The 21,474-nt window shown below is 68.7% G+C and carries 24 protein-coding genes and 3 pseudogenes; 13 read left to right on the forward strand and 14 right to left on the reverse strand.

Annotation, left to right across the window (positions count from 1 at the left end):
- Positions 1-275: 275 nt before the first annotated feature.
- Positions 276-380: pseudogene (locus AB0I54_RS20755) on the reverse strand (AsnC family transcriptional regulator); the annotation flags it as partial.
- Positions 381-483: 103 nt separating this feature from the next.
- On the opposite strand from AB0I54_RS20755, the gene AB0I54_RS20760 reads away from it, so the two are divergent.
- The 3 genes from AB0I54_RS20760 (at position 484) to AB0I54_RS20770 (ending at position 2,430) form a co-directional block, all read left to right on the forward strand.
- Complete coding sequence (locus AB0I54_RS20760; protein ID WP_363297523.1) at positions 484-990, forward strand: LysE family transporter; 507 nt, start codon at positions 484-486, stop codon at positions 988-990.
- A 137-nt stretch (positions 991-1,127) separates the two neighbouring features.
- Positions 1,128-1,514 carry a PaaI family thioesterase gene (locus AB0I54_RS20765; RefSeq protein ID WP_363297735.1) on the forward strand — a complete coding sequence of 129 codons (387 nt, stop codon included), beginning with the start codon at positions 1,128-1,130 and terminating at the stop codon, positions 1,512-1,514.
- 31 nt (positions 1,515-1,545) lie between these two features.
- Positions 1,546-2,430: an amidohydrolase family protein gene (locus AB0I54_RS20770; protein WP_363297524.1), complete on the forward strand. Its 885-nt coding sequence runs from the start codon at positions 1,546-1,548 to the stop codon at positions 2,428-2,430.
- 27 nt (positions 2,431-2,457) lie between these two features.
- Here the strand turns inward: AB0I54_RS20770 and AB0I54_RS20775 are convergent, their stop codons facing one another.
- Positions 2,458-2,712 (reverse strand): Lrp/AsnC ligand binding domain-containing protein, encoded by a 255-nt coding sequence (locus tag AB0I54_RS20775; protein ID WP_363297736.1) that lies wholly within the window; start codon positions 2,710-2,712, stop codon positions 2,458-2,460.
- Between the two features lie 51 nt (positions 2,713-2,763).
- Positions 2,764-2,934: pseudogene (locus tag AB0I54_RS20780) on the reverse strand (Lrp/AsnC family transcriptional regulator); the annotation flags it as partial.
- Between AB0I54_RS20780 and AB0I54_RS20785 the strand changes: the two are divergent.
- Both AB0I54_RS20785 and AB0I54_RS20790 read left to right on the forward strand, forming a co-directional pair.
- Entirely contained in the window at positions 2,925-3,245 is a 321-nt protein-coding gene (locus tag AB0I54_RS20785; RefSeq protein ID WP_363297525.1) for a hypothetical protein, read from the forward strand. The pseudogene AB0I54_RS20780 and the gene AB0I54_RS20785 overlap by 10 nt on opposite strands.
- Before the next feature lie 34 nt (positions 3,246-3,279).
- A complete protein-coding gene (locus AB0I54_RS20790) occupies positions 3,280-4,137 on the forward strand; it encodes a M20/M25/M40 family metallo-hydrolase (RefSeq protein WP_363297526.1) in 858 nt (285 codons plus the stop codon).
- An 87-nt stretch (positions 4,138-4,224) separates the two neighbouring features.
- On the opposite strand, the pseudogene AB0I54_RS20795 reads toward AB0I54_RS20790, so the two are convergent.
- From AB0I54_RS20795 to AB0I54_RS20805, 3 genes and pseudogenes are all read right to left on the reverse strand, one after another.
- Positions 4,225-4,377: pseudogene (locus AB0I54_RS20795) on the reverse strand (helix-turn-helix domain-containing protein); the annotation flags it as partial.
- A gap of 126 nt (positions 4,378-4,503) precedes the next feature.
- Entirely contained in the window at positions 4,504-5,010 is a 507-nt protein-coding gene (locus AB0I54_RS20800; RefSeq protein WP_363297527.1) for a hypothetical protein, read from the reverse strand.
- A 410-nt stretch (positions 5,011-5,420) separates the two neighbouring features.
- Positions 5,421-6,287 carry a GntR family transcriptional regulator gene (locus AB0I54_RS20805; RefSeq protein ID WP_363297528.1) on the reverse strand — a complete coding sequence of 289 codons (867 nt, stop codon included), beginning with the start codon at positions 6,285-6,287 and terminating at the stop codon, positions 5,421-5,423.
- Positions 6,288-6,961: 674 nt separating this feature from the next.
- Here AB0I54_RS20805 and AB0I54_RS20810 point away from each other — a divergent pair.
- Positions 6,962-8,395 carry a cellulose binding domain-containing protein gene (locus AB0I54_RS20810; protein ID WP_363297529.1) on the forward strand — a complete coding sequence of 478 codons (1,434 nt, stop codon included), beginning with the start codon at positions 6,962-6,964 and terminating at the stop codon, positions 8,393-8,395.
- 187 nt (positions 8,396-8,582) lie between these two features.
- Positions 8,583-9,047 carry an STAS/SEC14 domain-containing protein gene (locus AB0I54_RS20815; RefSeq protein ID WP_363297737.1) on the forward strand — a complete coding sequence of 155 codons (465 nt, stop codon included), beginning with the start codon at positions 8,583-8,585 and terminating at the stop codon, positions 9,045-9,047.
- A gap of 198 nt (positions 9,048-9,245) precedes the next feature.
- Here AB0I54_RS20815 and AB0I54_RS20820 read toward each other — a convergent pair whose 3' ends face one another.
- Positions 9,246-10,298 carry a class I fructose-bisphosphate aldolase gene (locus tag AB0I54_RS20820; protein ID WP_363297531.1) on the reverse strand — a complete coding sequence of 351 codons (1,053 nt, stop codon included), beginning with the start codon at positions 10,296-10,298 and terminating at the stop codon, positions 9,246-9,248.
- A gap of 576 nt (positions 10,299-10,874) precedes the next feature.
- On the opposite strand from AB0I54_RS20820, the gene AB0I54_RS20825 reads away from it, so the two are divergent.
- Entirely contained in the window at positions 10,875-11,735 is an 861-nt protein-coding gene (locus AB0I54_RS20825) for a universal stress protein (RefSeq protein WP_363297532.1), read from the forward strand.
- An 18-nt stretch (positions 11,736-11,753) separates the two neighbouring features.
- Here the strand turns inward: AB0I54_RS20825 and AB0I54_RS20830 are convergent, their stop codons facing one another.
- Positions 11,754-12,782 (reverse strand): 6-phosphofructokinase, encoded by a 1,029-nt coding sequence (locus AB0I54_RS20830; protein ID WP_363297533.1) that lies wholly within the window; start codon positions 12,780-12,782, stop codon positions 11,754-11,756.
- A 698-nt stretch (positions 12,783-13,480) separates the two neighbouring features.
- Here AB0I54_RS20830 and AB0I54_RS20835 point away from each other — a divergent pair.
- From AB0I54_RS20835 to AB0I54_RS20845, 3 genes are all read left to right on the forward strand, one after another.
- Positions 13,481-13,765, forward strand: a complete 285-nt coding sequence (locus AB0I54_RS20835; RefSeq protein ID WP_363297738.1) for an Hsp20/alpha crystallin family protein — start codon at positions 13,481-13,483, stop codon at positions 13,763-13,765.
- 187 nt (positions 13,766-13,952) lie between these two features.
- Positions 13,953-14,390 (forward strand): archease, encoded by a 438-nt coding sequence (locus AB0I54_RS20840; protein ID WP_363297534.1) that lies wholly within the window; start codon positions 13,953-13,955, stop codon positions 14,388-14,390.
- Between the two features lie 54 nt (positions 14,391-14,444).
- Complete coding sequence (locus AB0I54_RS20845) at positions 14,445-15,872, forward strand: RtcB family protein (protein ID WP_363297535.1); 1,428 nt, start codon at positions 14,445-14,447, stop codon at positions 15,870-15,872.
- A gap of 59 nt (positions 15,873-15,931) precedes the next feature.
- Here the strand turns inward: AB0I54_RS20845 and AB0I54_RS20850 are convergent, their stop codons facing one another.
- Both AB0I54_RS20850 and AB0I54_RS20855 read right to left on the reverse strand, forming a co-directional pair.
- Positions 15,932-17,035 carry a hypothetical protein gene (locus tag AB0I54_RS20850; protein WP_363297536.1) on the reverse strand — a complete coding sequence of 368 codons (1,104 nt, stop codon included), beginning with the start codon at positions 17,033-17,035 and terminating at the stop codon, positions 15,932-15,934.
- Positions 17,036-17,331: 296 nt separating this feature from the next.
- On the reverse strand, positions 17,332-17,751 hold the full coding sequence (locus tag AB0I54_RS20855; RefSeq protein ID WP_363297537.1) for a CBS domain-containing protein: 420 nt from the start codon (positions 17,749-17,751) through the stop codon (positions 17,332-17,334).
- Between the two features lie 341 nt (positions 17,752-18,092).
- Here AB0I54_RS20855 and AB0I54_RS20860 point away from each other — a divergent pair, with 341 nt between their 5' ends.
- The gene (locus AB0I54_RS20860; RefSeq protein WP_363297538.1) at positions 18,093-18,431 is read left to right on the forward strand and encodes a DUF6343 family protein; all 339 of its coding nucleotides are present in this window, start codon (positions 18,093-18,095) and stop codon (positions 18,429-18,431) included.
- A 70-nt stretch (positions 18,432-18,501) separates the two neighbouring features.
- On the opposite strand, the gene AB0I54_RS20865 is transcribed toward AB0I54_RS20860, so the two are convergent.
- The 4 genes from AB0I54_RS20865 to AB0I54_RS20880 all read right to left on the reverse strand — a co-directional run bounded on the left by AB0I54_RS20865 (position 18,502) and on the right by AB0I54_RS20880 (position 20,484).
- A complete protein-coding gene (locus AB0I54_RS20865; protein ID WP_363297739.1) occupies positions 18,502-18,795 on the reverse strand; it encodes a hypothetical protein in 294 nt (97 codons plus the stop codon).
- Positions 18,796-18,909: 114 nt separating this feature from the next.
- Positions 18,910-19,260 carry a hypothetical protein gene (locus AB0I54_RS20870; protein ID WP_363297539.1) on the reverse strand — a complete coding sequence of 117 codons (351 nt, stop codon included), beginning with the start codon at positions 19,258-19,260 and terminating at the stop codon, positions 18,910-18,912.
- A 122-nt stretch (positions 19,261-19,382) separates the two neighbouring features.
- On the reverse strand, positions 19,383-19,802 hold the full coding sequence (locus AB0I54_RS20875) for a CBS domain-containing protein (RefSeq protein WP_363297540.1): 420 nt from the start codon (positions 19,800-19,802) through the stop codon (positions 19,383-19,385).
- A 133-nt stretch (positions 19,803-19,935) separates the two neighbouring features.
- Positions 19,936-20,484 (reverse strand): type 1 glutamine amidotransferase domain-containing protein, encoded by a 549-nt coding sequence (locus AB0I54_RS20880; protein ID WP_363297541.1) that lies wholly within the window; start codon positions 20,482-20,484, stop codon positions 19,936-19,938.
- A 614-nt stretch (positions 20,485-21,098) separates the two neighbouring features.
- On the opposite strand from AB0I54_RS20880, the gene AB0I54_RS20885 reads away from it, so the two are divergent.
- Complete coding sequence (locus AB0I54_RS20885) at positions 21,099-21,464, forward strand: STAS domain-containing protein (RefSeq protein ID WP_363297542.1); 366 nt, start codon at positions 21,099-21,101, stop codon at positions 21,462-21,464.
- Positions 21,465-21,474 lie beyond the last annotated feature (10 nt).

The following is a 21,474-nucleotide window of genomic DNA, read 5'->3' on the forward strand; positions in this document are numbered from 1 at the left end:
ACATCCAACGACAATGCCGCCCTGGCTCCGGGAAGTTGGGACCGCTGCACACACTAAAGGAAGATCCGCCAAATAGGTTAGAGGGCGGTATGAGGGTTTATTTCTGACTCGTCGCATCGTTCGGGGCGAACGGGCAGATCGCGGCGACGCCGGGTGGCTCACGGCCGCGGATGGGTGAACAAGCCCTCCTCGGCCTCGGCCAGGATCCCGCGTTCGGCAAGCCGGTTGAGCTTCAGACGGGTGTTGTTGACGGTGTTGGGCGCGATCTGAAGGTCGGAGACGCTCAGTTGCACCCGGGCCGCGAGTTCGGTGATCGTGAGCCGGCCGTGCGACTGTAGCTGGGAAAGAATTTTCCGGTCTGTTGCATCTGTTGAGAAGATTCTCCCCCCATTGTCGCGATCATGGGGTAAATGCAGGAACACTTTCGAGGTGATTCGGCCTAGCCTTTCTCACGCAACACTGCAGGTGAGAGGGACGGATTCGATGGACGCGACCACGCTGGCGGCCTTCCTGGCGGTGGACTTGCTACTCGTGTTCACCCCGGGCGCGGACTGGGCGTTCGCGATATCCGCGGGCCTGCGCGAGAGGTCGGTCCTCCCGGCGGTGGCCGGGCTGATCGCGGCCTACGCCGGGTGCACGCTGCTGGCCGTGGCCGGCCTGGTGGTGATCGTCGCGGGTTCCCCGGCCGTGCTGACCGCGCTGACCGTGACCGGCGCCGGGTACCTGGTGTGGCTGGGGTCGGGGGTGCTGCGGCAGCCGGCCACGGTGGCGGCCTCCGAGGAGGCGATCGGCTCCTCACGGATGCAGGTCATGGGCCTGTTCGGCACGCTGCACATGACCGCGAGCGCGCTGGTGCACCTGGCGGTCGGGCTGCTGGCGCGGACGGTCCTGAAGACCCGGCCCTCCGCGGCCCGGGTGGTCACCCGGATCTCCGGCGCCGCCATGATTGTCATCGGCGCCCTCCTCCTGGTGGGACGCCTGGCGGCCTGACACAGCCGCTGCCATCCCGCGCAGCGGCACGACGCACGACGAAGGAGACGGCCTACGTGACAGCTCACACGGACCCGGGCCAGGTCAGTCCATCGGTCCGACAGCGCGTCCAGGACAGCTTCGACCAGCAGGGCCTGATGACGCATCTCGGCGCACAAATCACCAGCATGGCCCCAGGCTGCGTGCACATTGTCCTTGCGGCACGCAAAGAGGTGTCTCAACAGCACGGATACATCCACGCCGGTGCCACCAGCGCCATCGCCGACAGCGCCGGCGGCTACGCGGCGCTCACGCTCTTCCCCGAGGACTGCGAGGTCCTCACCGTCGAATTCAAGATCAACCTCCTGGCCCCCGCTCTCGGCGACCACCTTGAGGCCATCGGCACCGTGCTGAAGTCCGGACGCACACTGACCGTATGCAGGATGGAGGTCTACGCCGTCCGGGACGGGGCAGTGCGCACCCTGGTGGCCAACGGCCAGCAGACACTGATCCGCGTGAACGCCTCCGCGCCCCGCGCGAGTTGAAGAAAGAGGACACCAAGTGAGTTCCGTTCGCATGGACGTTGAGGGGGAGGCGGTGAAGATCCGCCGCTTCTGGCGCGGGCTCGGCCTGCCCGGGTTGATCGACGTCCACACCCACTTCATGCCCGAGCGGGTCCTGCACAAGGTCTGGGACTACTTCGACGGCAGCGGGCCGATGATCGGCGGACGGGAGTGGCCCATCACCTACCGCCGACAGGAGGCCGAACGCACCACCGTTCTACGGGACTTCGGAGTGCGGGCCTTCACCGCGATGCTCTACCCGCACAAGCCCGGCATGGCCAGGTGGCTCAACGGGTGGGCCGCCGACTTCGCACACCGCACCCCCGACTGCCTGCACACCGCCACCCTCTACCCCGAGCCCGGCGTCGAGGCGTACGTCGGCGAAGCGGTCGAGGCGGGGGCGCGCGTGTTCAAGGCTCATGTCCAGGTGGGCGCCTACGACCCGGCCGACGAGCAGCTCGATCCCGCCTGGGGGCTGCTGGCCGAGGCAGGGATTCCCGTCGTGATGCACTGCGGGTCCGGCCCCGCACCGGGCAAGCACACCGGTCCCGAGCCCATCACCCGCGTGTTGGTACGCCACCCCGCGCTCCGACTGATCGTCGCGCACATGGGCATGCCCGAGTACACGGAGTTCCTCGATCTCACCGAGCGCTACGACCAGGTACGCCTCGACACCACGATGGCGTTCACCGACTTCGCCGAAGGATTCATGCCCTTCCCACGCCGGGAGCTGCCGCGCCTTGCCGGCCTGGGCGAGCGCATCCTGCTGGGATCCGACTTCCCCAATGTGCCCTATCCCTACCTGCACCAACTCCACGCCCTTGAGCGGCTGGGGCTGGGGGACGACTGGCTGCGCGCGGTCTGCCACGACAACGCGGCGCAACTGTTCGGGCTGTAGCGACGGCACGGGCGCTCGGCCGGAAGCCTAGATCTCGGACTTGACGACCTCCATCGTCAGGTGGGAGATCACCCGGCTGACGCCGGGAATGGTGACGAGCTTGGTCATCTGGAAGACGGCATAGGCGTCCGCGTCGGCGACGGAGACCCGCAGAAAGTAGTCGGGCACGCCGAACACCCTGCGCACCTCGACGACTTCGTCGAGGGCGGCGACCGTCGCCTCGAACCGGCGCAGGCTGTCCACGTCGGTGACGGACACCTCGACCGAGACGATCACCTCCATCCCGCGCCCCAGCGCCGCGGGGTCGATGACCGCCCGATACCCGGCGATGACCCCTCGCTCCTCCAGGCGCTTGACTCGGCGCAGGCACGGTGGGGGCGTCAGTCCGACCTTGACGGTTTGACCTAAAGTTGCTGGTGAGCGGGGTGTGAGAGCGGCGGAACACTCTCGTCCTGCCGAGCCGACCGACTTCGACGATCGACGGGAGAACGCAGATGAGCGCACGCTCCGAGCAGATCAGCGCATGGCTTGAGCCGCGTGCCGAGGAGATGGTGGACTTCCTCGCCCGCCTGGTCGCCGAGCCCACCGAGAACCCGCCCGGGGTGGGGCTGGGCCGGTGCGCACGGCTGCTGGGAGAGGAGATGCACCGTCTGGGCCTGGACCCGGAACTGGTCGAAATCACCGGACCCCACACCCTGGAGGACCCCTACATCGTGCGCGGCAGCGCAGGGACGGGGGCGAAGCTGCTGCACTTCCACGGCCACTACGACGTCGTACCGGTCCAGGACCGCAACCAGTTCACGATGCGGCCGTGAGGGCGGCAAGCTGATCGGCCGCGGGACGGCCGACATGAAGGGCGGCATCGTCAGCATGCTCTACGGCGCGGCGGCGGCCCAGGACCTGGGACTGATCGGTGACGGCCGGATCGTGATCCACGTCGTCCCGGACGAGGAGACGGGTAGCGTCGTCGGCGCGGGACACCTGCGCGAGCACAACCTGATCGACCCCTCCGCGGTGGCGATGGTGACCGGCGAGCCCAGCGGCAGCAGCATCTGGAACGCCGCCCGCGGCGCCGTCAGCCTCAAGGTCGGCTTCGAGGGCCGCGAGGCGCACGTCGGGCAGGCCGCGTTCGGCATCAACACCTTCGCCCACATGGTCCACATCGCCCGCCCGCTGCTGGCCTACGCCGAGGAGAAGGCCGGCCGGCCCACCGGCTACACCATGGACCCCGACGATCCGACCGGGTCGATGGTCGTCGTCGGAGGCCTGTTCGGCGGCGGATCGAACTTCAACGTCGTGCCCGCCGACGCCTGGTTCACCGTCGACAGCCGCTTCAACCCCGAAGAAGACCTGGCCGCCGAACTGGAACGGATGCAGACCATCATCCGCGAGGCCGCGGCCGAGGTGGACGCGAAGGTCACCGTCGAGGTCACCCAGTTCCAGCCGCCCGCCGGCACCCCGGCCGACCACCCAGCCGGGGCCGCACTCGCACGCTGCGTCGAGGAAGTCCGCGGCATCCCGGCCCGGTTCGAGATGTGCGGCGGAATCCTGGAGATCCGTTGGTACGACCAACTCGGCATCCCCGCCTTCGCCTTCGGCGCCGGACGCCTGGACGTCTCCCACGGCCCGAACGAGCACGTCGACGAGCAGGAGCTGTTCAAGGCAGCCGCCGTCTACGCCTGCTACGCCGGCGAGGTCCTGGGATAACTCCTGCCTCCAGTGTGTGGCCTCTTCGGCAGCTGCTCCAGCGTGCTGATCGACGCTGATGGTCGGCGGCCGGCCTGGCCGAGGCTCGTCAGCAAGCCCGTCCAGCCGCTCGGCGAGGAAGCGCCGCCGCCACTTCCGAACAGTGTCCGCAGTCACCCGCAGATCCCGGGCGATCGCGACAATCGGCGGCACCTCCGGCCCCGCACACGCCAGCACAACCCGCGCCCGCAGGGCCAGCACCTGGGCCGGCGTCGCCCGACGCGTCCACCGCTCCAACCCGCCCGCTCGTCATCAGACAGCACCAATCGAACCGGTGCGCCGTGCCGTGGACGGCCCAGCCTTCTCACCGGGCGGGCTCAGGATCAGTCAGCGGTCGAGGTCGATCGTGAAGCGCCTCGTACCCGTACCGATCGTGTCGGCGTGGACCCAGCCACGAGCCCGGTCGTATGCCCCGGTGCCGCCGGTGATCGCGTTGTCGAACGAAGGGGGAGGGCCCGGGTTGAGAATGCCGAAGACCATTCCCTGCACGGTGAGTTGGCCGCCCGGGAGGTTGTAGTTCACGACACACTCCTCCGCTCCGCCGTTGTCGACCCGGGTGGTGGTGCAGGTGCCGCCGGTGTCGCCGACCTGGTTGCCGTGCTCGTCGAAGAGGTCCGAGCGGAAGACGGTCCGATCTCCCTGCGCGGGGCTGCCGCCGGGGTTGACGGGGAAGCGTGTCTGCTGTGCGAGACGGCCGATGAGTGTGATGACTCGGTCTCCACCCTTGGCGTGGGCGAAATCGGTGTCCGTCGCGGCGGCCGCGACAGGGGCGCAGGCGAGAAGGGGGACCAGCGCAGTGGCCGTGCCGAGACAGGCTGCTCTGATGGGGCGCACCGTGGGGCTCCTGGGGTCGATGTTCATGGATGGTCAGGCACCGCATTCATAACCTCGGCTCTGCCGCCGCCCGGAACGTCCTGGCGCGACCCACCGTCAGATCCGACCAGTCGGACCAACCGGGACGAGAGACGGCCACTGTCCAACTCCCAGAGCAGGCGGGCGAGGTTTCAGCACCACGCAACTCCGAGCCGTTCCTGGGCGTCCAGGCGCCGACGTTCGGGTGGAGTAATGATCCATCGCGCCATCTGGAGGGGTGAGGGTGCACGTGTCTGCAGGGCCGGCGTTCCGTTGGTCTCACGCCAGGACTCGACGGCGACTTTGAGCCGCGCCGCACCGCGACCGAAGAGATGGGGCACGCCCTTCGGGGGCGAGTCAACACCGGGCAAGCGGAGCAGCACGTGGGAGCCTCATGACCTTGAGGTGCGGCTGGCCGGATCCGTTGGCCGGTGGGCGGGGTGGGCCGTGAGGGCGATGGCTGTGTGCTCGTTCAGAGCGCCTGGTGGTATTCCCGGTATGTGGCCGGTGGACGGTGTGGGCTCGTGGGTGGCGGCCGGTCCCAGGGACAGGCGGGAGACGATGCGGTAGCGGTCGCCGCGGTAGACGGAGTGGACGTATTCGACGGGCCGTTTGTCCGTGTCGCTGGTGAGGCGTTCGAAGAGCAGGGCGGGCGACAGGTGCGGGATGGTGAGGAGTCTGGCCTCGGCCTGGCTGACGACGGTGGGTTCGATCGTCTGGTTGGCTTCGCTGACCTGGACCCCGTGGCGGTCGCGAAGGTGTTCGTAGAGATCTCCGGCCTCGAGTTCCTCGGCCGTGAGTGCGGGCACGAGGGCTGCGGGGATGTGCAGGTGCTCGATGGCCATGGGGGCGCTGTCGACGAGTCGTAGCCGGGCCACGTAGACGATGTCGGCGGCGGGTGACACATGCAGTTTGCGTCCCACGCGGGCGCCGGCCGCAATGGTGGTGAATTCCAGCAATCGGCTCGACCAGGTGCCGGATGCCCGTGGGAGGACGGCTGCGTGGTGGTCGGAGATGAGTTCCTGTGTGATCTTCTCGGGTGCCACGAACATCCCACGGCCGTGTTCGCGCACCAGCAGACCCGCTGCGACGAGTTCTCCGGCGGCTGCCCGCAGTGTTGGCCGGGAGACGTGCAGGGCGGCGCACAGGGAGCGCTCGGACGGGATGGCGTCACCCGGGCTGAGGGATTCGATCAGTTCGAGGATGTGGTCTCTGACGCGTTCGCGCTTCAGGACGGCTCCCGATTCCTCTGCGTTCATGTCGCCGTCCCCGCCCCACCGTGCCCGTTCGCTCCCGGCACCGTTCCTGTCCCTTACCACCGACCTCGTACTGGACAGGCCCAGTGTAAGCACTTCGCGTCCCATGCGGGGAGGCCCTGGAGTGCGGCCCATCTCAAAAGGCAATACGGCATTGGGGGTTGACGGCTCGATTGGTCTATGCCACCTTCAACGACCAGTAAGAGGTAACCTGACCAGTTACCCAACTGGTCAGATCTCCAGGTGCCTTCCCGCCGGGGGTGACCGTGAAGCTCCACATGCTCGCAGGCACACCCGCAGGGCTGGTGACCGCCACGTCCGCGGTTGGAACGTACTGCGATGCCTCCACAGAGGCCTCTGCCCTCCGCGCACACGCCGGGCCCCTCCCCCGGCACCGCGTCACCCATGGTTTCACCGTCGGCCCAGCCCGGGGCTGACAGCTCCCTCGCTCCCCCACGCGACCTCTGGAGACAGGTGTGAGCCCGCCGCACGCCTCGCCCGTGCCCCACCCTGCCAAGGCTCCCTCAAGACCTGGCCGCTTCGCCTTCAACGTCGGCACCTGCAGGGGCACGGTGCGCGCCTCGACGCGCTCGGTCGCCACCCGCGAACCGCACCACAGCACATTCCTGCTCCGCACGGAACACGCCGCAGATCAGCCCGCTCCGGAAGGATCCCCCATGAAACCCAGAACTGTCCCCAGCGGATGGCGCGTCGCCGTCGCCGCGGCCGCAGCGACGGCCGCCGGAACTGCCGGTCTCGTCGCTCTGTCCGGCACGGCCGGCGCCGTCGGCGAGCCTGTGACCGTCCAGTACCGCACCAGCGCCACCGGCGCGACGGCGGACCAGGCCGAACCCTGGTTCATGGTCAAGAACAGCGGCAGCACCACCATCCAGCTCTCCAGCGTCAAGGTGCGCTACTACTTCAAAGCCGACTCCAGCAGCGCCGGTTACCGCTTCGCCTGTTCCTGGGCGGTGAAGGGGTGTGCCAACGTCACCGGCACATTCGGCACGCTGGCCAACCCCACCGCCACCGCCGACCGCTATCTCGACATCGGCTTCACCTCGAACGCGGGCAGCCTTGCTCCTGGCTCCGACACCGGGGACATGCAACTGCGCTTCTACCGCTCGGACTGGCAGCCGCTCAACCAGAGCGACGACTACTCCTTCGGAGCCTCCCAGACGGCGTACGCGAACTGGCCAAAGGTCACTGCCCAGTTGTCCGGCAGCACGGTGTGGGGCACGGCGCCCGGGGGCAACGACCCGACCGATCCCCCCACCGATCCGCCGACCGACCCTCCTGCCGACGGACGAAGCCTGTTCGACGACTTCAACTACACCAGTTCCAGCGACCCGAAGATCTCGGCTAACGGCTGGAACGTGCGTTCCAATGCCGGCGGGCCCGGCGTGCCCGGCGCGACCTGGTCTCCGGAGAACGTCACCTTCGCCACCACCGGCGGCAACTCCGTGATGAACCTGCGGACTTCGACGGCGGGGACGGCGGAGAGCACCAAGCAGACCGAAATCCTCACCAAGGCGACGAAGTTCAAGAACGGCACCTACGCCGCCCGGGTGAAGTTCGCCGACGCGCCGGTGTCCGGGCCTGACGGGGACCACCTCGTGCAGACCTTCTTCACCATCAACGACCTCACGGCGCCCATGGCGGACGACTACTCCGAATACGACTTCGAGTACCTTCCCAACGGCGGCTGGGGGGAGTCCTCCGACATCCTCTACACGACGTCCTGGGAGACCTACAACCCCGACCCCTGGCAGGCCGTCAACCAGCACACCGAGTCCCGGCAGAGCTACGCCGGCTGGCACGATCTGCTGCTGACCATCGACAACAGCAACATCAAGTACTACATCGACGGACAGCTCTTCGGCACCCACGACGCCGCCTACCTGCCCGAGCGCCCCATGTCGATCAACTTCAACCAGTGGCTGATCGACCTCGCGGGCCAGACCGGCACCACCGCCCGCGCCTACGACGAACAGGTCGACTACGTCCTCCACGTCAAGGACCAGGTCCTGACCCCGGCCCAGGTATCCGCCAAGGTGAACGCCTACCGCACAGCAGGTACAACGTTCACGGACACCGTCCCCACCAGCTAGCGGCTCGGCTCGCATCGCGGGCGATCGTGGTTCTGCGACGTCCTCTCCGACTGCGGCGAGGACGTCCGGCCTCCACATCGCACCGGCGTCGAGAGAGGATCCCCATGCTTGAGAGAGCCCGAGACGTGCCCTCAAGGGTCGACACGGTCAAGGCGATCGGCACGGTGCCCGCAGAGAAGGCCGCCGCATCCGGATCCTGTCGGAGATCGGCCCGGAATTCCGGTCGTTCACCCCGGCCGCCGGGTGGGAGAACCTCAAGATCGGGATCGGCGCCATCCACCTGTTCGAGGGATGCGCAGTCGTCAGCGACATCGGCTGGATCCGAGAATCGACCCGGCTCTCGCGTTTCCTGATGCCTTGTCCGGTACGCGTCTTCGGACTTCAGGATCGCGAAGAGACCCTGCGCTGGCTCGCCTCACTGCCCGAAGGGCCCGGCGTGTCCCACCAGCTCCTGCCCGGGTCCAACGTGCTCGTGGTCGAGGTTGAACAGCCCCTGCGCGCCCAAGACTTCGACGCACTGGCCGGCGTCGTGGTGCACGCTCACGCCTTCCCGGGATGGGAGAACATCGGAAGCCTGCTCCGGCATGTACGTTTCGTCCGCGACCACCATCGCAAGGTCAGGAGGGTCGCACGCGAATCCGCCCGACCGTAACCCCGCCGACGCGGGTTGATGCGGCAGCCGCTCTCCGCACAATTTTCGTCCGGGGAGGACTGCAACCACCGGAGCATCCGTCTGCCCCGGTCAGGCTGTCAGCCGTAGTGCTCGTCAGTGATGTGACGCCGGTCTGAGGCACACCGAGGCGCCCGGGACCGACATCGGCGGGGCGCCGGGCGTCCGGCCACGCCCCCGTCACGCGACGGTCACCCTCTCGTCGAGGTAGACGTCCTGGACGGCGTGCAGGAGCTCGATGCCCTCGGCGGTGGGGCGCTGGAAGGCTTTGCGCCCGGTGATGAGGCCGGTGCCGCCGGCCCGCTTGTTGATCACCGCGGTCCGTACCGCCTGGGCCAGGTCCCCGTGGCCGGCCGAGGCGCCGCCGCTGTTGATCAGGCCGACACGGCCCATGTAGCAGTTGGCGACCTGCCAGCGCGTGAGGTCGATCGGGTGGTCGGTGGTGAGCGTGTCGTACAGCAGCGGATGGGTCTTGCCGAAGCCCAGCGCGCGGTAGCCACCGTTGTTCTCCGCCTGTTTCTGTTTGACGATGTCGGCCTCGATCGTCACGCCGAGATGATTGGCCTGGCCGGTGAGGTCGGCGGACACCGCGTAGTCCACGCCGTCCTTCTTGAACGCCGAGTTCCGCAGATAGCACCACAGCACTGTGAACATGCCCAGTTCATGGGCCCGGGCGAAGACCTCGCTGGCCTCACGCAGCTGGCGGTCCGACTGTTCCGAGCCGAAGTAGACCGTGGCGCCGACGCCTACCGCGCCGAGGTCGAAGCACTGCTGGACATCGCCGAACAGGATCTGGTCGTAGTGGTTCGGGTAGGTCAGCAGCTCGTTGTGGTTGAGCTTGACGATGAAAGGGATTCGGTGCGCGTAGCGCCGCGACACGGCGCCGAGCACGCCGAGTGTGCTGGCCACCGCGTTGCAGCCGCCATCGACGGCGAGTTCGACGATGTTCGCGGGGTCGAGGTAGCGGGGGTTCGGGGCGAACGCCGATGCCGCGGAGTGCTCGATTCCCTGGTCGACCGGCAGGATCGACGCGTATCCGGTGCCGGCCAGCCGACCGTGGTCGAAGAGTGACTGCAGGTTGCGCAGCACCCGGGGCGAGCGGTCGGTGTCGGCCACGACCCGGTCGACGAAGTCGGGGCCGGGCAGTACCAGGTCCTCCCCCGGGATCCCTTGGGCGGAGTGCGTCAGCAGGTCCCTGGCCTCGTCGCCCAGCAGCGCTTGGATGTCGGTCATGGTCTCCGCCTCTCCTGTCCTGCGGAATGCCGATGGAGGCGGCCGCACACATGCGGGCAGCAGGACGTGCCACGGTCCGTGCGGCCGCGTCGCGGGTTCCCTGTCCATCATCCGCGTGGGGCGGCCACCCCGCAGAGCCGGTCGGGTCCTTCGTCGAGGCCGAAGGGCCCACGAGTGGGTGATCCGAGACTTTCGCGGGCCTCTCCCTGGAACAGCGGGAACGAGCCCCGGCGGGCGAAGGAGGACACGATGAGTCACCCCACATTGGCGGGCGTCGACGGATCCGACCACAGCCTCGCCGCGGCCGAGTGGGCGACAGAGCGCCCGAGGACCGGGCCGAGGCGCTCCTGTCCACGGCGCGCGATGCCGGGCTGCTCCTGGTCGGGGCTCGGGCGGCTTCGACTGCCTCGCGGTCGGTTCGGTGGCCCTTCGGGTGACGGCTGGGGCCGACTGCCGTCGTCGGACCGAAGTGCGTGCCCCTCAACCCTGCGTCTAGGCAACACGGCCGTCTCGGGGGGTATTACCGCAGTTCCACATTCACAATGGTCACGAGGCAGCGCCGGGAAGGAGTACAGCATGACCCGCTCAGTCGTAGTCGGGGTCGACGGATCCCGAGAAAGCCTCGTCGCGGCCGAGTGGGCCGCCGGGGAGGCAGCTCTTCGAGGCCTCCAGTTGCGTCTCGTGCACGCAGCGCCCGCCCCCGCCCGTGACTCCACCGATGAGCCCGTTGCCTTGACGTGGCAGCAGACCGGCGAGGAGCTGCTCCAGCGCGCGAAGACCGACCTTGCCAGTCGGTATCCCCGCGTGGCGATGAGCGGCGTACAGATTGCCGACGCGGCCGCGACCGCGTTGCTCTCGGTTTCCGAGACGGCCGAACTCCTTGTCGTCGGGGCTCGGGGGGAAGGCGGGTTCGACGGCCTCGCCGTGGGCTCGACGGCGCTGGCGACGGCGAGCACCGCCTCCTGCGCCGTCGTGATCGTGCCCGGGAACCCGGCCGCGGCAGCACACGATGCCGAGGTGTGCGTGGGCACCGACGTGAGGCACGCGGCGGGGCCACCACTGGACTTCGCGTTCAGCACCGCTCAGCTCGGTGGCGCTCGGTTGCATGCCCTGTACGCGTGGTCCCTCTCCGGCCCCGCTCCTTGGAGTGCGCACGGAGTGCCGGAAGAAGACCGGGCGGCATGGGAGGACGAGGAAGTCCAACGCCTGTCCGACGTGCTCCAAGGCTGGCAGGACAAGTACGCGGGAGTCCCGGTGCTGCCCGATGTCGTTCTCCTCCATCCGGCCTACGCCCTGGTGCACGCCTCCCAACGGGCCGACCTGCTCGTCCTGGGCCGACGTTCGAGCCCGCGGGCGGCTGAGCGGCGGCTGGGCCCCGTGGCCCACGCCGTCCTGCATCACTCTCGCTGCCCGGTGGTCGTCGTTCCGCATGTGTGAGGCCACCGCGTGGCAGCGTCAGGTGCCGAAGAAGACGTCGAACTCCGTGTACAGCTCTTGGGGAACCCTCTTGGTCGCCTTCGTCGCGTCAGCGAGTGGGATACGTGTGATGCGCGTGCCGCGCAGAGCCATCATCGTGCCGAAGTCGCCGTCCTTGACCGCGTCCACGGCGTGCAGACCGAAGCGTGTGGCGAGCCACCGGTCGTACGCGCTCGGCGTGCCACCACGCTGGACGTGACCAAGAACCGTCGTGCGGGCCTCCTTCTCTGTGCGGTGCTCGACCTGCCGGGCCAGCCAGTCGCCGATCCCGGACAGGCGCACGTGCCCGAACTCATCGCGCGACTCGTCCTTGACCACCATCTGCCCGGCCTTGGGGACGGCTCCCTCCGCCACGACGACGATGGGCGCGTAGTTGATCTCAAAGCGTTTCTCGACCCAGGCGCACACCTGATCGAGATCGAACTCCACTTCCGGGATGAGGATGGCGTTCGCGCCCCCGGCGACGCCTGCGTGCAGAGCGATCCACCCGGAATGACGTCCCATCACTTCGACAACGAGTGTGCGCTTGTGGGACTCCGCGGTGGTGTGCAGGCGGTCGATGGCCTCGGTCGCGATGCCGACGGCAGTGTCGAAGCCGAAGGTGTAATCAGTGCCGCTCACGTCGTTGTCGATGGTCTTGGGCACGCCGACCAGGTTGACCCCGGTCTCGGACAGTGCGGTTGCGACGCTGAGCGTGTCCTCGCCCCCGATGACCACGAGAGCATCGATCCTGTGCGCGCCGAGAGTGTTCTTGATGCGGTCGATGCCGTCTTCAAGCCGCAGAGGGTTGGTGCGGGAGGAGCCGAGAATCGTGCCACCAAGTGGAAGGATGCCGCGCACGGCCTGGACGTCCAGGGGCATGGTCACGTCCTTGACCGCACCACCCCACCCGTCGACAATCCCGACGAACTTCCAGGCGTACTCCTGTACGCCTTTGCGTACGACACTGCGGATCACCGCATTGAGACCGGGGCAGTCGCCGCCCCCGGTCAGCACTCCCACCCGCATGATTGCTCTCCCTTGCCTTCGCACATCGTGATCACACGCCTTGAGCGGAGTCAGTGCCCGTATGGAGATCTGTCTCCAGCTTGGACCCACCCGGGACGGAGCGCACAGTGCGACTTACCTCGTCGGCTCGCGAGGATGCGGAGCCTTTTCGGCAGCCCTGCCTGAAGGTCGGCCGAGGTGCCTGGACCGGAGCGGTCGTAACCGGCCCGGGCGAAGACCGCTCGGGCGCTGCCGGCCATGCGTCGGCTCAGCCGGCGTTCCTGCAGTTGAGAGGCGGTCGAGCAGCGGAGCAAGCACGTGCTGCAGATGAAAGACGGAAAGGGCCTGGTCCTGGAACAGTCCATCGATGAGCGCAAGGGACAGCGCCATGGCCGACCCCGATGTCGAGGCGGTACGCACGCTGGTCGACGGCACCGTCGAGGCGGGCCATCTGGCGCGACTCTGCGACGAAGGACGTGCATCGCTCGACAGCGGCCGGCCGCCTCCCAGCATCCGGATGGCCTGCCGTACTGATCTTCGACTGCTCGGGTACACCTCCGTACTTCCGTACCGTGCCAGTGCGAGGTGCCGACCGGGCGGACGTCGCCCATGATGGAGAGGGAGGGAGTCAGATGGCTTGAGTTCACATCCGCGGAGGTGAGCCGCATGACTCTGCCCGTACGACACAGGCACGGCGGCCTGGTGGAACGGGCCTACACCTGGGGTACAAGGTCGAATGCGAAGTGCCTGGCATCAAGCGCGAGGACATCGACGTGGAGGTCAGCGGACGGGAACTGCACATCACCGGGGAGCTGAAGGAACGCGAACGCGAAGGCGTCCTGCGCCGCACCACGCGCCGCACCGGGCGATTCGAGTACCGGGTGCTGCTGCCCGCCGATGTGAAGGCCGAGGATGTCCACGCCGCCCTCGCCGACGGCATCCTCACCGTCACCGTCCCCAAGGCTCACGCAGCCAAGCCCCATCACATCAAGATCGAGGGCTGAACCATCGCTCCTACACGGGCACGCTCGACAGGTGCGGGTGGCCGGCCGAAGGGCGGCACGAGGACGTGGTAAGACACCTGCGGTACACCGTTGCGGCGCGCGACGAAGCCGCGCTTGTCATGATCGGCGGTGGCAGGGTGCATGCTCAGCCGTCTCGCCGACTCTCGCAACAACTTGTCCAGGCACGATGACCGATACCGGCCCCGGGCGGTCGTCGCGCGGTCACCGCTGCCTTCCGCACACCGGTGATCTGCGGGTCGAAGCATGGGCGCCGACACGTGAGGAGTGCATCGTCGAAGCGGTGCGGGGCATGGTCGAAAGCTTTGCCGACCTGCCGGCAGGCGTCCCCGGCGTCGACCGAGAGTGCGTGGTGTCCGCCAAGGACGACGGCCGGCTCCTGGTCGCCGTGCTCGAGGAAGTCCTCTACCGCATGGACGCTGCGGGCGAGCTGCCCACGAACGTCGCGGTGACGCCGGAGCCGGGCGGGGTGCGCGTGGGATTCACCATGGCCGATGGCTCGACGGCAACGCAGGCCGGAGCCGTGCCCAAGGCCGTCGCGCTGCACGGACTGAACCTGGCCCAGGACTCCCACGGGTGGATCTGCCGGGTGACGCTGGATGTGTGACGTACCTTCCAGGCATCCGGCGCTGGGATGCCTCGTCGAGGAGGCGACACCGAGATGGACATCAATCTGGTGGCGGACGGACCCTGGCGGTTCCGCATCGAACGGACCGGCGCGATGCGCGTGCCCGGCGTCGTCCTCGCCCCACGCGAGCTACTGCCCGACGAGCCCGGAGACCAGGCCCTTCAGCAGGTGGCCAACGTGGCCACCCTGCCGGGCATCGTCCGCGCCTCGTACGCCATGCCCGACATCCACTGGGGCTATGGCTTCCCGATCGGCGGAGTGGCCGCGACCGACGTCGAGCACAGCGGAGTCATCTCGCCCGGAGGGGTGGGCTTCGACATCTCCTGCGGGGTACGCCTGCTCACCGCGCACGTGGACCGCGCTACCCTGCGGCAGAAGCTGCCCGTGCTGATGGACCGGCTGGACGGGCTGATCCCGCGCGGGCTCGGGCGCGGCAGCCTGTGGCACCTGGCGGGCCGGGCACAGTTGCACGAGATCCTGCGCGGCGGCGCCCGGTACGCGGTCGAACAAGGCCACGGGGTACGTCGTGACCTGGAGCGGTGCGAGGACGGCGGAGCCGTCGGCGACGCCGATGTCACCCAGGTCGGAGACCGTGCACTGGACCGCGGCGCCGGGCAGGTCGGCAGCCTGGGGTCCGCCAATCACTTCCTGGAGGTCCAGGCGGTCGACGCGATCTACGACGAGACGTGCGCGCGGGCGTTCGGCCTGCTCCCCGACCTGGTGTGCGTCATGATCCACTGCGGCTCACGCGGCCTGGGTCACCAGATCTGCGCCGACCACGTGCGGGCGATGGACACCGTCATGCGCCGGTACGGCATCGACGTACCCGACCCGCAACTCGCATGCGCACCCGTCGACTCACCCGCCGGCCGCGCCTACCTGGGTGCGATGGCCGCGGCCGCGAACTACGCCCGCGCCAACCGTCAGCTGCTGGCCGACGCCGCCCGGGGAGTCTTCCTCGAGGCCACCGGCGCGGGGCTGGACCTGCTCTACGACGTCTCGCACAACCTCGCCAAACTGGAACGTCATACTGGCAACGGAGCAGCCCGGCCGCTGCTGTGCGTCCACCGCAAAGGCGCCACCCGGGCCCTGCCGCCGGGCCACCCCGACCTGCCGGACACCCTGCGCCCGTTCGGCCAGCCGGTGTTCGTACCCGGCACGATGGGAACCGCCTCGTACGTCATGACCGGCAGCACCGCCAACCAGGCCTTCGACTCCTGCTGCCACGGCGCGGGCCGGGTCTGGAGCCGGCACCGCGCCCACCGCGAAATGCCCACCTCGCAGTTGCGCCAGGAGTTGGCCGTTGCGGGGGTCGCGGTGCGCCCCATCTCCTGGCACAGCGTGACCGAGGAGGCACCCGAGGCGTACAAGGACGTCGACGCCGTCGTCCGGGCAAGCGAACAGAACAACCTGGGCCACCTGGTCGCCCGCCTGGTGCCGCTGGGCGTCCTCAAAGGCTAGAACCTCCGGAACCGCGTTGAACCTGGCGTCTACGTGCTGCTCCCTTCCCGGAAGCCTGTTCACTCGCGGGACGTGGGGTCGGCATAGCGCATCAGCACGCCCACGCCCTCACACAACCACAGCTCCCGCTCGGGCACCACGACGAGTTCGGCCCTGGTGCCCACAAGGGCACGGGCCAGAGCCGCGTCGGCTCGTTCCTCTCGGACCTCCCTTGTTCCGTAGGAGCGCAGTTCCTGTTCAGCGAGGGCTATTTGGCCAGGTTCCGGACCGACCCACAGGCGGAACGGCGACTCTGGGTGGTCATTGAGGAAAAGGGCCTTGACTCGGCCGCGTTGCAGCGCCGACACGGCGGCGGCAAGACCTTCCGCGGATGCTCCACCGCGGGCTCGCTCAGCGAGGAAGGCATCGAGAAGTGCCCGGTCGTGCGCGGCCATGCGGCCTCTGAAGAGGCCGTCGAGCCGCTGCTCCAGCAGCGCCCGCCCCGGCTCGGACTCGCCGGCGCCTTTGACGGTGGTGACCTGCCCGCGCAGGGAAGCGGGAAGCCGACGGACGAGGATGCCGCGGGCCCAGACGTCCCCCGCGACGACCACCGTCTCAACATCGATACGCCGTGCGTGGCCTTCCAGCTCCCGGCCGATCTCTCCGGCGGCGCGTGTCCAGTCTCCCACTGGGATCTCCTCGCCCAGACGGTGTCCCGGCGTGACCTTGGTCAGCGGCCACGTGCCCGCCTCGGCCTCGATGCGCACGGTACCGCCGGCGTCCGTGGAGTGACGGCCGCCGTAATGCACGTGCACCGCGAGGTACGGGATCCCGGGCGCGTGCTGGATGATCAGTGGCATGGTGTCCGGGAGGGTTCCGAAGTGCGCCGTGTCCTGGGAGGGCGGGGCAGGGAGCTCGTCCAGCAGAGCCAGTCGTCCGTGCGCGGTGAACACGGCCTGACCGTGCGTGCCGGGGACGTCCCCGTCGCTGCCCACGGTGCCCGCCACCGCGGTGATGGAGTCCCGGTCCGCTCCCTCGGACATCAGGGCGTCCCGGAGATGCCGCCAGCGCAGCTCTATGGCGGCATCGGGGTCGTCGATGGCGGCGTCGCGGGACGTGTCCAGATAGACGGACGCGAAGGGACCGGGCTGCTTGTACAGAGGTTCAAGGAAGGAAAGTCTCATGGTCGCTCCCGAGTGGGCTGTCGGCGCCACGTGCCACCACGCCCGGGATGCCGCGTTACCAAGACACGTTCGGGTTCACGTGCGGCGGCTTGTCCAACTCCAGGATGCGCCCGCCTGACGAGCCACGCCCGTCCTGCGACAAGGGCTCGTACGGCATCCGACGCCAACCACGCGCTGCCGCATGCGTCGGTCGCTGTCATAGGGAACTCGGTACTCTGCGCCGAGGCACGGCGATCCGCGACCGAAGCCGGAGTCCCAGCCAGGGCGTGGTGGCGGTCGGCTGCCGACGAGCCGGTCTACCGGTTCGGCCGCGCGGCGCTGATGTCCGCGAGTGCCGAGTCGCGGTCCCGTTCGACGGCCAGGTCCCCAAGGCTGAGCGCACCGACCAACCGGTCGTCGTCGACGACGGGCAGCCGCCGCAAGGTGTGTTCCCGCATCAGACGGATCGCCTCGTCGACCGGATCCTGGGACGAGCAGGTGACCATGTCTCTGCTGCACACCTGTCCGACCACCGTCAGCCTGGGGTCGCGCTGGTCCGCGAGGGCACGAACCACCAGATCACGGTCCGTGACCAGACCGAGCAGATGGTCGCCCTCCGCGACGATGACATCGCCGATACCGTTCTCCCGCATGAGCCGTGCCGCGTCGGTCAGGGGCGTCTTCTCGGACACCGTCACCGGATCCCGCGTCATGATCTCCCGGACGTAGTGCGTCATGGTCGCCTCCGTCTACCGTGCAGAACGAGCCCCGATGAAATCCTTCCCGACACATCGGGTACCCGTGATCCCGGGGACATGACCCCGATGCCCGCTCCAGTGACGCGGCGGTTTGGCGGCTGTTGTGCGGGCTACGCGACCAGCGGGGGAACTCGGGGCCATCCGGGAGGTGCGCACTCCATGACCAGGCAGATACGCGATGTGATGTCACCCGACGCGTTCACCGCGGAGCCTGACCATCGCTGGAAGTGGCGGCCCGCGCAATGCGCGAGGAGAACCCCCACACCGTGGTGGCGGACATCAGAACCGCCGCCGCCCTCAACCAGTGAGGTCGCGGAACCATGCGACATGAACCTTCCGAGCGGGCGCGGCGGCAGCCGGTGCCGCGGGCGCGCTCCGGCGTGATCGGCCGCCGCTCGCCACGCACCGGCACCGAGCCCGTCACCGCGCAGAGCGCCGTGCGCCTGCGGCTGATGCTCGGCGGGATCTTCCTGCCGCTCTTCGTCGCCGCGGCCGTATTCTTCGGCGTGTGGTCCGCACGCTCCGGTCCCGGCGACAGCCCTGGTTCCGGTGTGCTGGCTACCCTCTCCGGAGTCTGCGCGGCGCTCGCCCTGGTGGCGGCCCTGGACCTGCTGGCCGTGGTCCGACGTCTGCGTCGCGAGCGCCGCGCGGTCCGATGACGCCCGCGCGCTGCCGCAGCCATCGACGACGGGCGTCAGCGAGCCCTCGTGCCGTGGTGGCGTCGAGACGTCAGGCCCGGGTGCCGGGCCCTGTCATCGGGCCGACCGTGGTACGGCCGTGTGTCCTGCGCGGACGAAAACTCCTGCGGTGGTGTGCCGCTCCCCCCGTCATCATGGCCAGGCCGAGGCAGAAGATGAGGGCCAGTGCGAGGCCGGAGCAGAAGAGGGCGAGCGGGCCGAGCGTGGCAATGTGGTGTCCGAGGACCGACACGCCGTACTCCGGACCACCGGAGAGGTTGTCAGCGATCGCCAGGGCCGTGAAGGCGCCCGAGCCCGCGAGGAGGAGCAGTCCGAGGATCAGCATCTGATTCATCTCCCCAACAAGTCCTTCTGTCTGTTCGGGTACCTGCGATACGGCGAATTACACAGGATCCGCCGGACGATCTGGCCGACGTCGCCCCCGGGGCGGCTTGGCCCCCTACACCGCCATGACGACGAGGAACACCGCCACGCCGACGGTGAGCCAGGCGAGGTAGTCGCGGTCGGTGAACTGCCGGGCAGCCAGGGCGAGTGCGTGACCTACCCCGGGCACCAGTCCGACGGCGAGCGAGGTACATAGCAGGACGGCCGGCACGACCAGCATGGGGACCGGGATACGGCGCTGCGGATCGCGGAGCTCGGGCTCCTCGCCGGTGCCGCTGGCCTCCGGGCCCGCGTACCGTTCTCGCGGCCGGGGCCCGGCGCCGGCGAAGGTCCGGGCGGACGCGCGGAGTACGGCTCCGCCGGTGGCGGCCGAGACGAGGACGAACACCAAGGGCAGCCAGGACAACCGTTCCTCGCCCGCGAGGGCGGAGCGTCGGACAGTGCGCGACCCGGGCGACGTACGACGCGCCCGCCCACGCGTTGCGGGCCACCCGCAAGGGGAGGCCCGCTCGGGTCGAGTCCTCGATCTCACTCGTTGGGCCGAGCCGCGCTGATGTCCCCGAGCGCGGAGCGGGGATCGCGTTCGATGGCCAGGTCTCCCAGGGAGACGATGCCGACGGGGCGGTCGCCCTCGACCACCGGAACGCGGCGCACCGCCCACTCGCGCATCAGCCCGATGACCTGGTCGACGTCGTCGTCGGGGGCGACGGTGACCATGTCCTTGCTGCACGCGCTCGCCACTGTGTGATTACCGACGTTGCCGCCTTCCGCCATGACACGGACGACCAGATCTCGGTCGGTCACCACTCCGACGAGCCGGCCCTCGTCGACGACCAGTACGTCGCCGACATCGTCACGGCGCATCAACTGGGCGACGTTGATCACCGAGGTCAGCGGGTCCACCGTGACCAGGTCCGTCGTCATGATCTCGCGAACCTTCTGGGTCATGATTCCTCCCTCCAGGTCGGGAACCGAAGGGCGTCGGTCCGACATCCCGCTCCCCGAGTACCCGTGGCATCCCCGAGTGGCACCGGCCGCGAAGATGGCCCACGGGTCGCGCCGACACTCGGTGGCGTCGCGCTCATCGTCCCGCCGCCGCCTCCTCGAACACGTCCAGATAGGTTTCGCAGAACGCGTTGAGGTCGTCCGGCTTGCGGCTGGTGACCAGCTTGTTGGTCCCGTGGTCGCAGACCTTCACCTGCTCGTCGACCCATGTACCGCCCGCGTTGCGGATGTCGGTCCGCAGGCTCGGCCACGAGGTCAGTTCACGCCCTCGCACCACGTCCGCCTCGACGAGCATCCAGGGAGCGTGGCAGATCGCGGCGACCGGGCGCCCCGACGCGAAGAAGTCCTTCACGAAGGCGACGGCCTTGTCATTCATCCGCAGGACATCCGGATTGGCGACCCCGCCCGGCAGCACCAGGCCGCCGAAGGACTCCGCGGACACGTCGGAGACGACCTCGTCCACCGTGAACGTGTCCGCCTTGTCGAGGTGGTGGAAGGCCAGGACCTCACCGGGCTCGGTCGACACCAGCACCGGATCGTGCCCGGCCGACAGGACCGTCTGCCAGGGCTCGGTGAGCTCCACCTGTTCGACGCCTTCGGGCGCAGTCAGAAACGCGATACGCATGGTCTCGACTCTCCTTTCCCCGTCGTCGGTGTCTCCTGCTGTTCCTCGTTTCCTGTCGGTCTGTCATGCGGTGGGTCCAGCACTGCCGTGCAGGTCTGTGTCAGAGCCACCGTGCGAGCCGAGGCCGGCTCGACGTCCGAGTGCTCGACCCTGCTGGCCCGCTTCTCGCGCGAGCGCAATTCACGTTCGCCGGACATACGGCCGTCCTCGGAACTCACCACCCGGTCGTATTCCGGCCCGAACCGATCCCGCCGCCGCCGACGTCGCACCGCATCAGAACCTCCGCAACGTACGGGTTCGGGGTTCCTGCACCGCGATTACCCGGACGAGGCCCGGACAGACGTGCGGCATCCGAATCCGAGGCCGTCCGATGGCGTGCACGCGCACGAGGGGGCCAGCGCGGTCACGTTTACGCAGGTGCGCAGGCATCGCGAATGTTTCCCGGGCCCTGGGGCAAACGCCGGACGGGAGATCAGGAGCGAGCACAGCCAGGACGTCCGACCCGGATGCCCGACTGGTCGGATTCGCTGAGAAGGATCCTGCCTGGCCCCAGGTACAGGGAGGAGGCGCGCGTTCCCGTGGACGCAGAGGAGCGGGCGACCGACCAAGGTTCCATGGACGCAGGTCAAGAAGATCGGCTCTTCGTGGAGCGGGCCGTGCCCCGGAGCGACACCGTCGTGCTGATCATGACCGGAGAGGTGGACCACGACACCATCGGGCCCCTGACCGAGGCCTTGCAGGAGGAGACCGGAGCCGTCCGGATCATCGCCGACTGCTCGGAACTGCGCTTCTGTGACTCGACCGGACTGAACGTCCTGCTCAAGGCCCGGCAGCGGGCACTGCGCCACGGAGGCAGACTGGATCTCGCCGGGCTGCGCCCACCGGTGGAGCGCATGTTCGCCATCACGGGCGCCCACAGCCTCTTCCGGGTGTATCCCGACGTCGAGGCAGCACTCGGGGACGGTCAGCCAGACGCGTGACATGAGGCGG

Origin of the sequence: Streptomyces sp. NPDC050625, from assembly GCF_040654755.1 — a bacterium.
Lineage (GTDB): Bacteria > Actinomycetota > Actinomycetes > Streptomycetales > Streptomycetaceae > Streptomyces.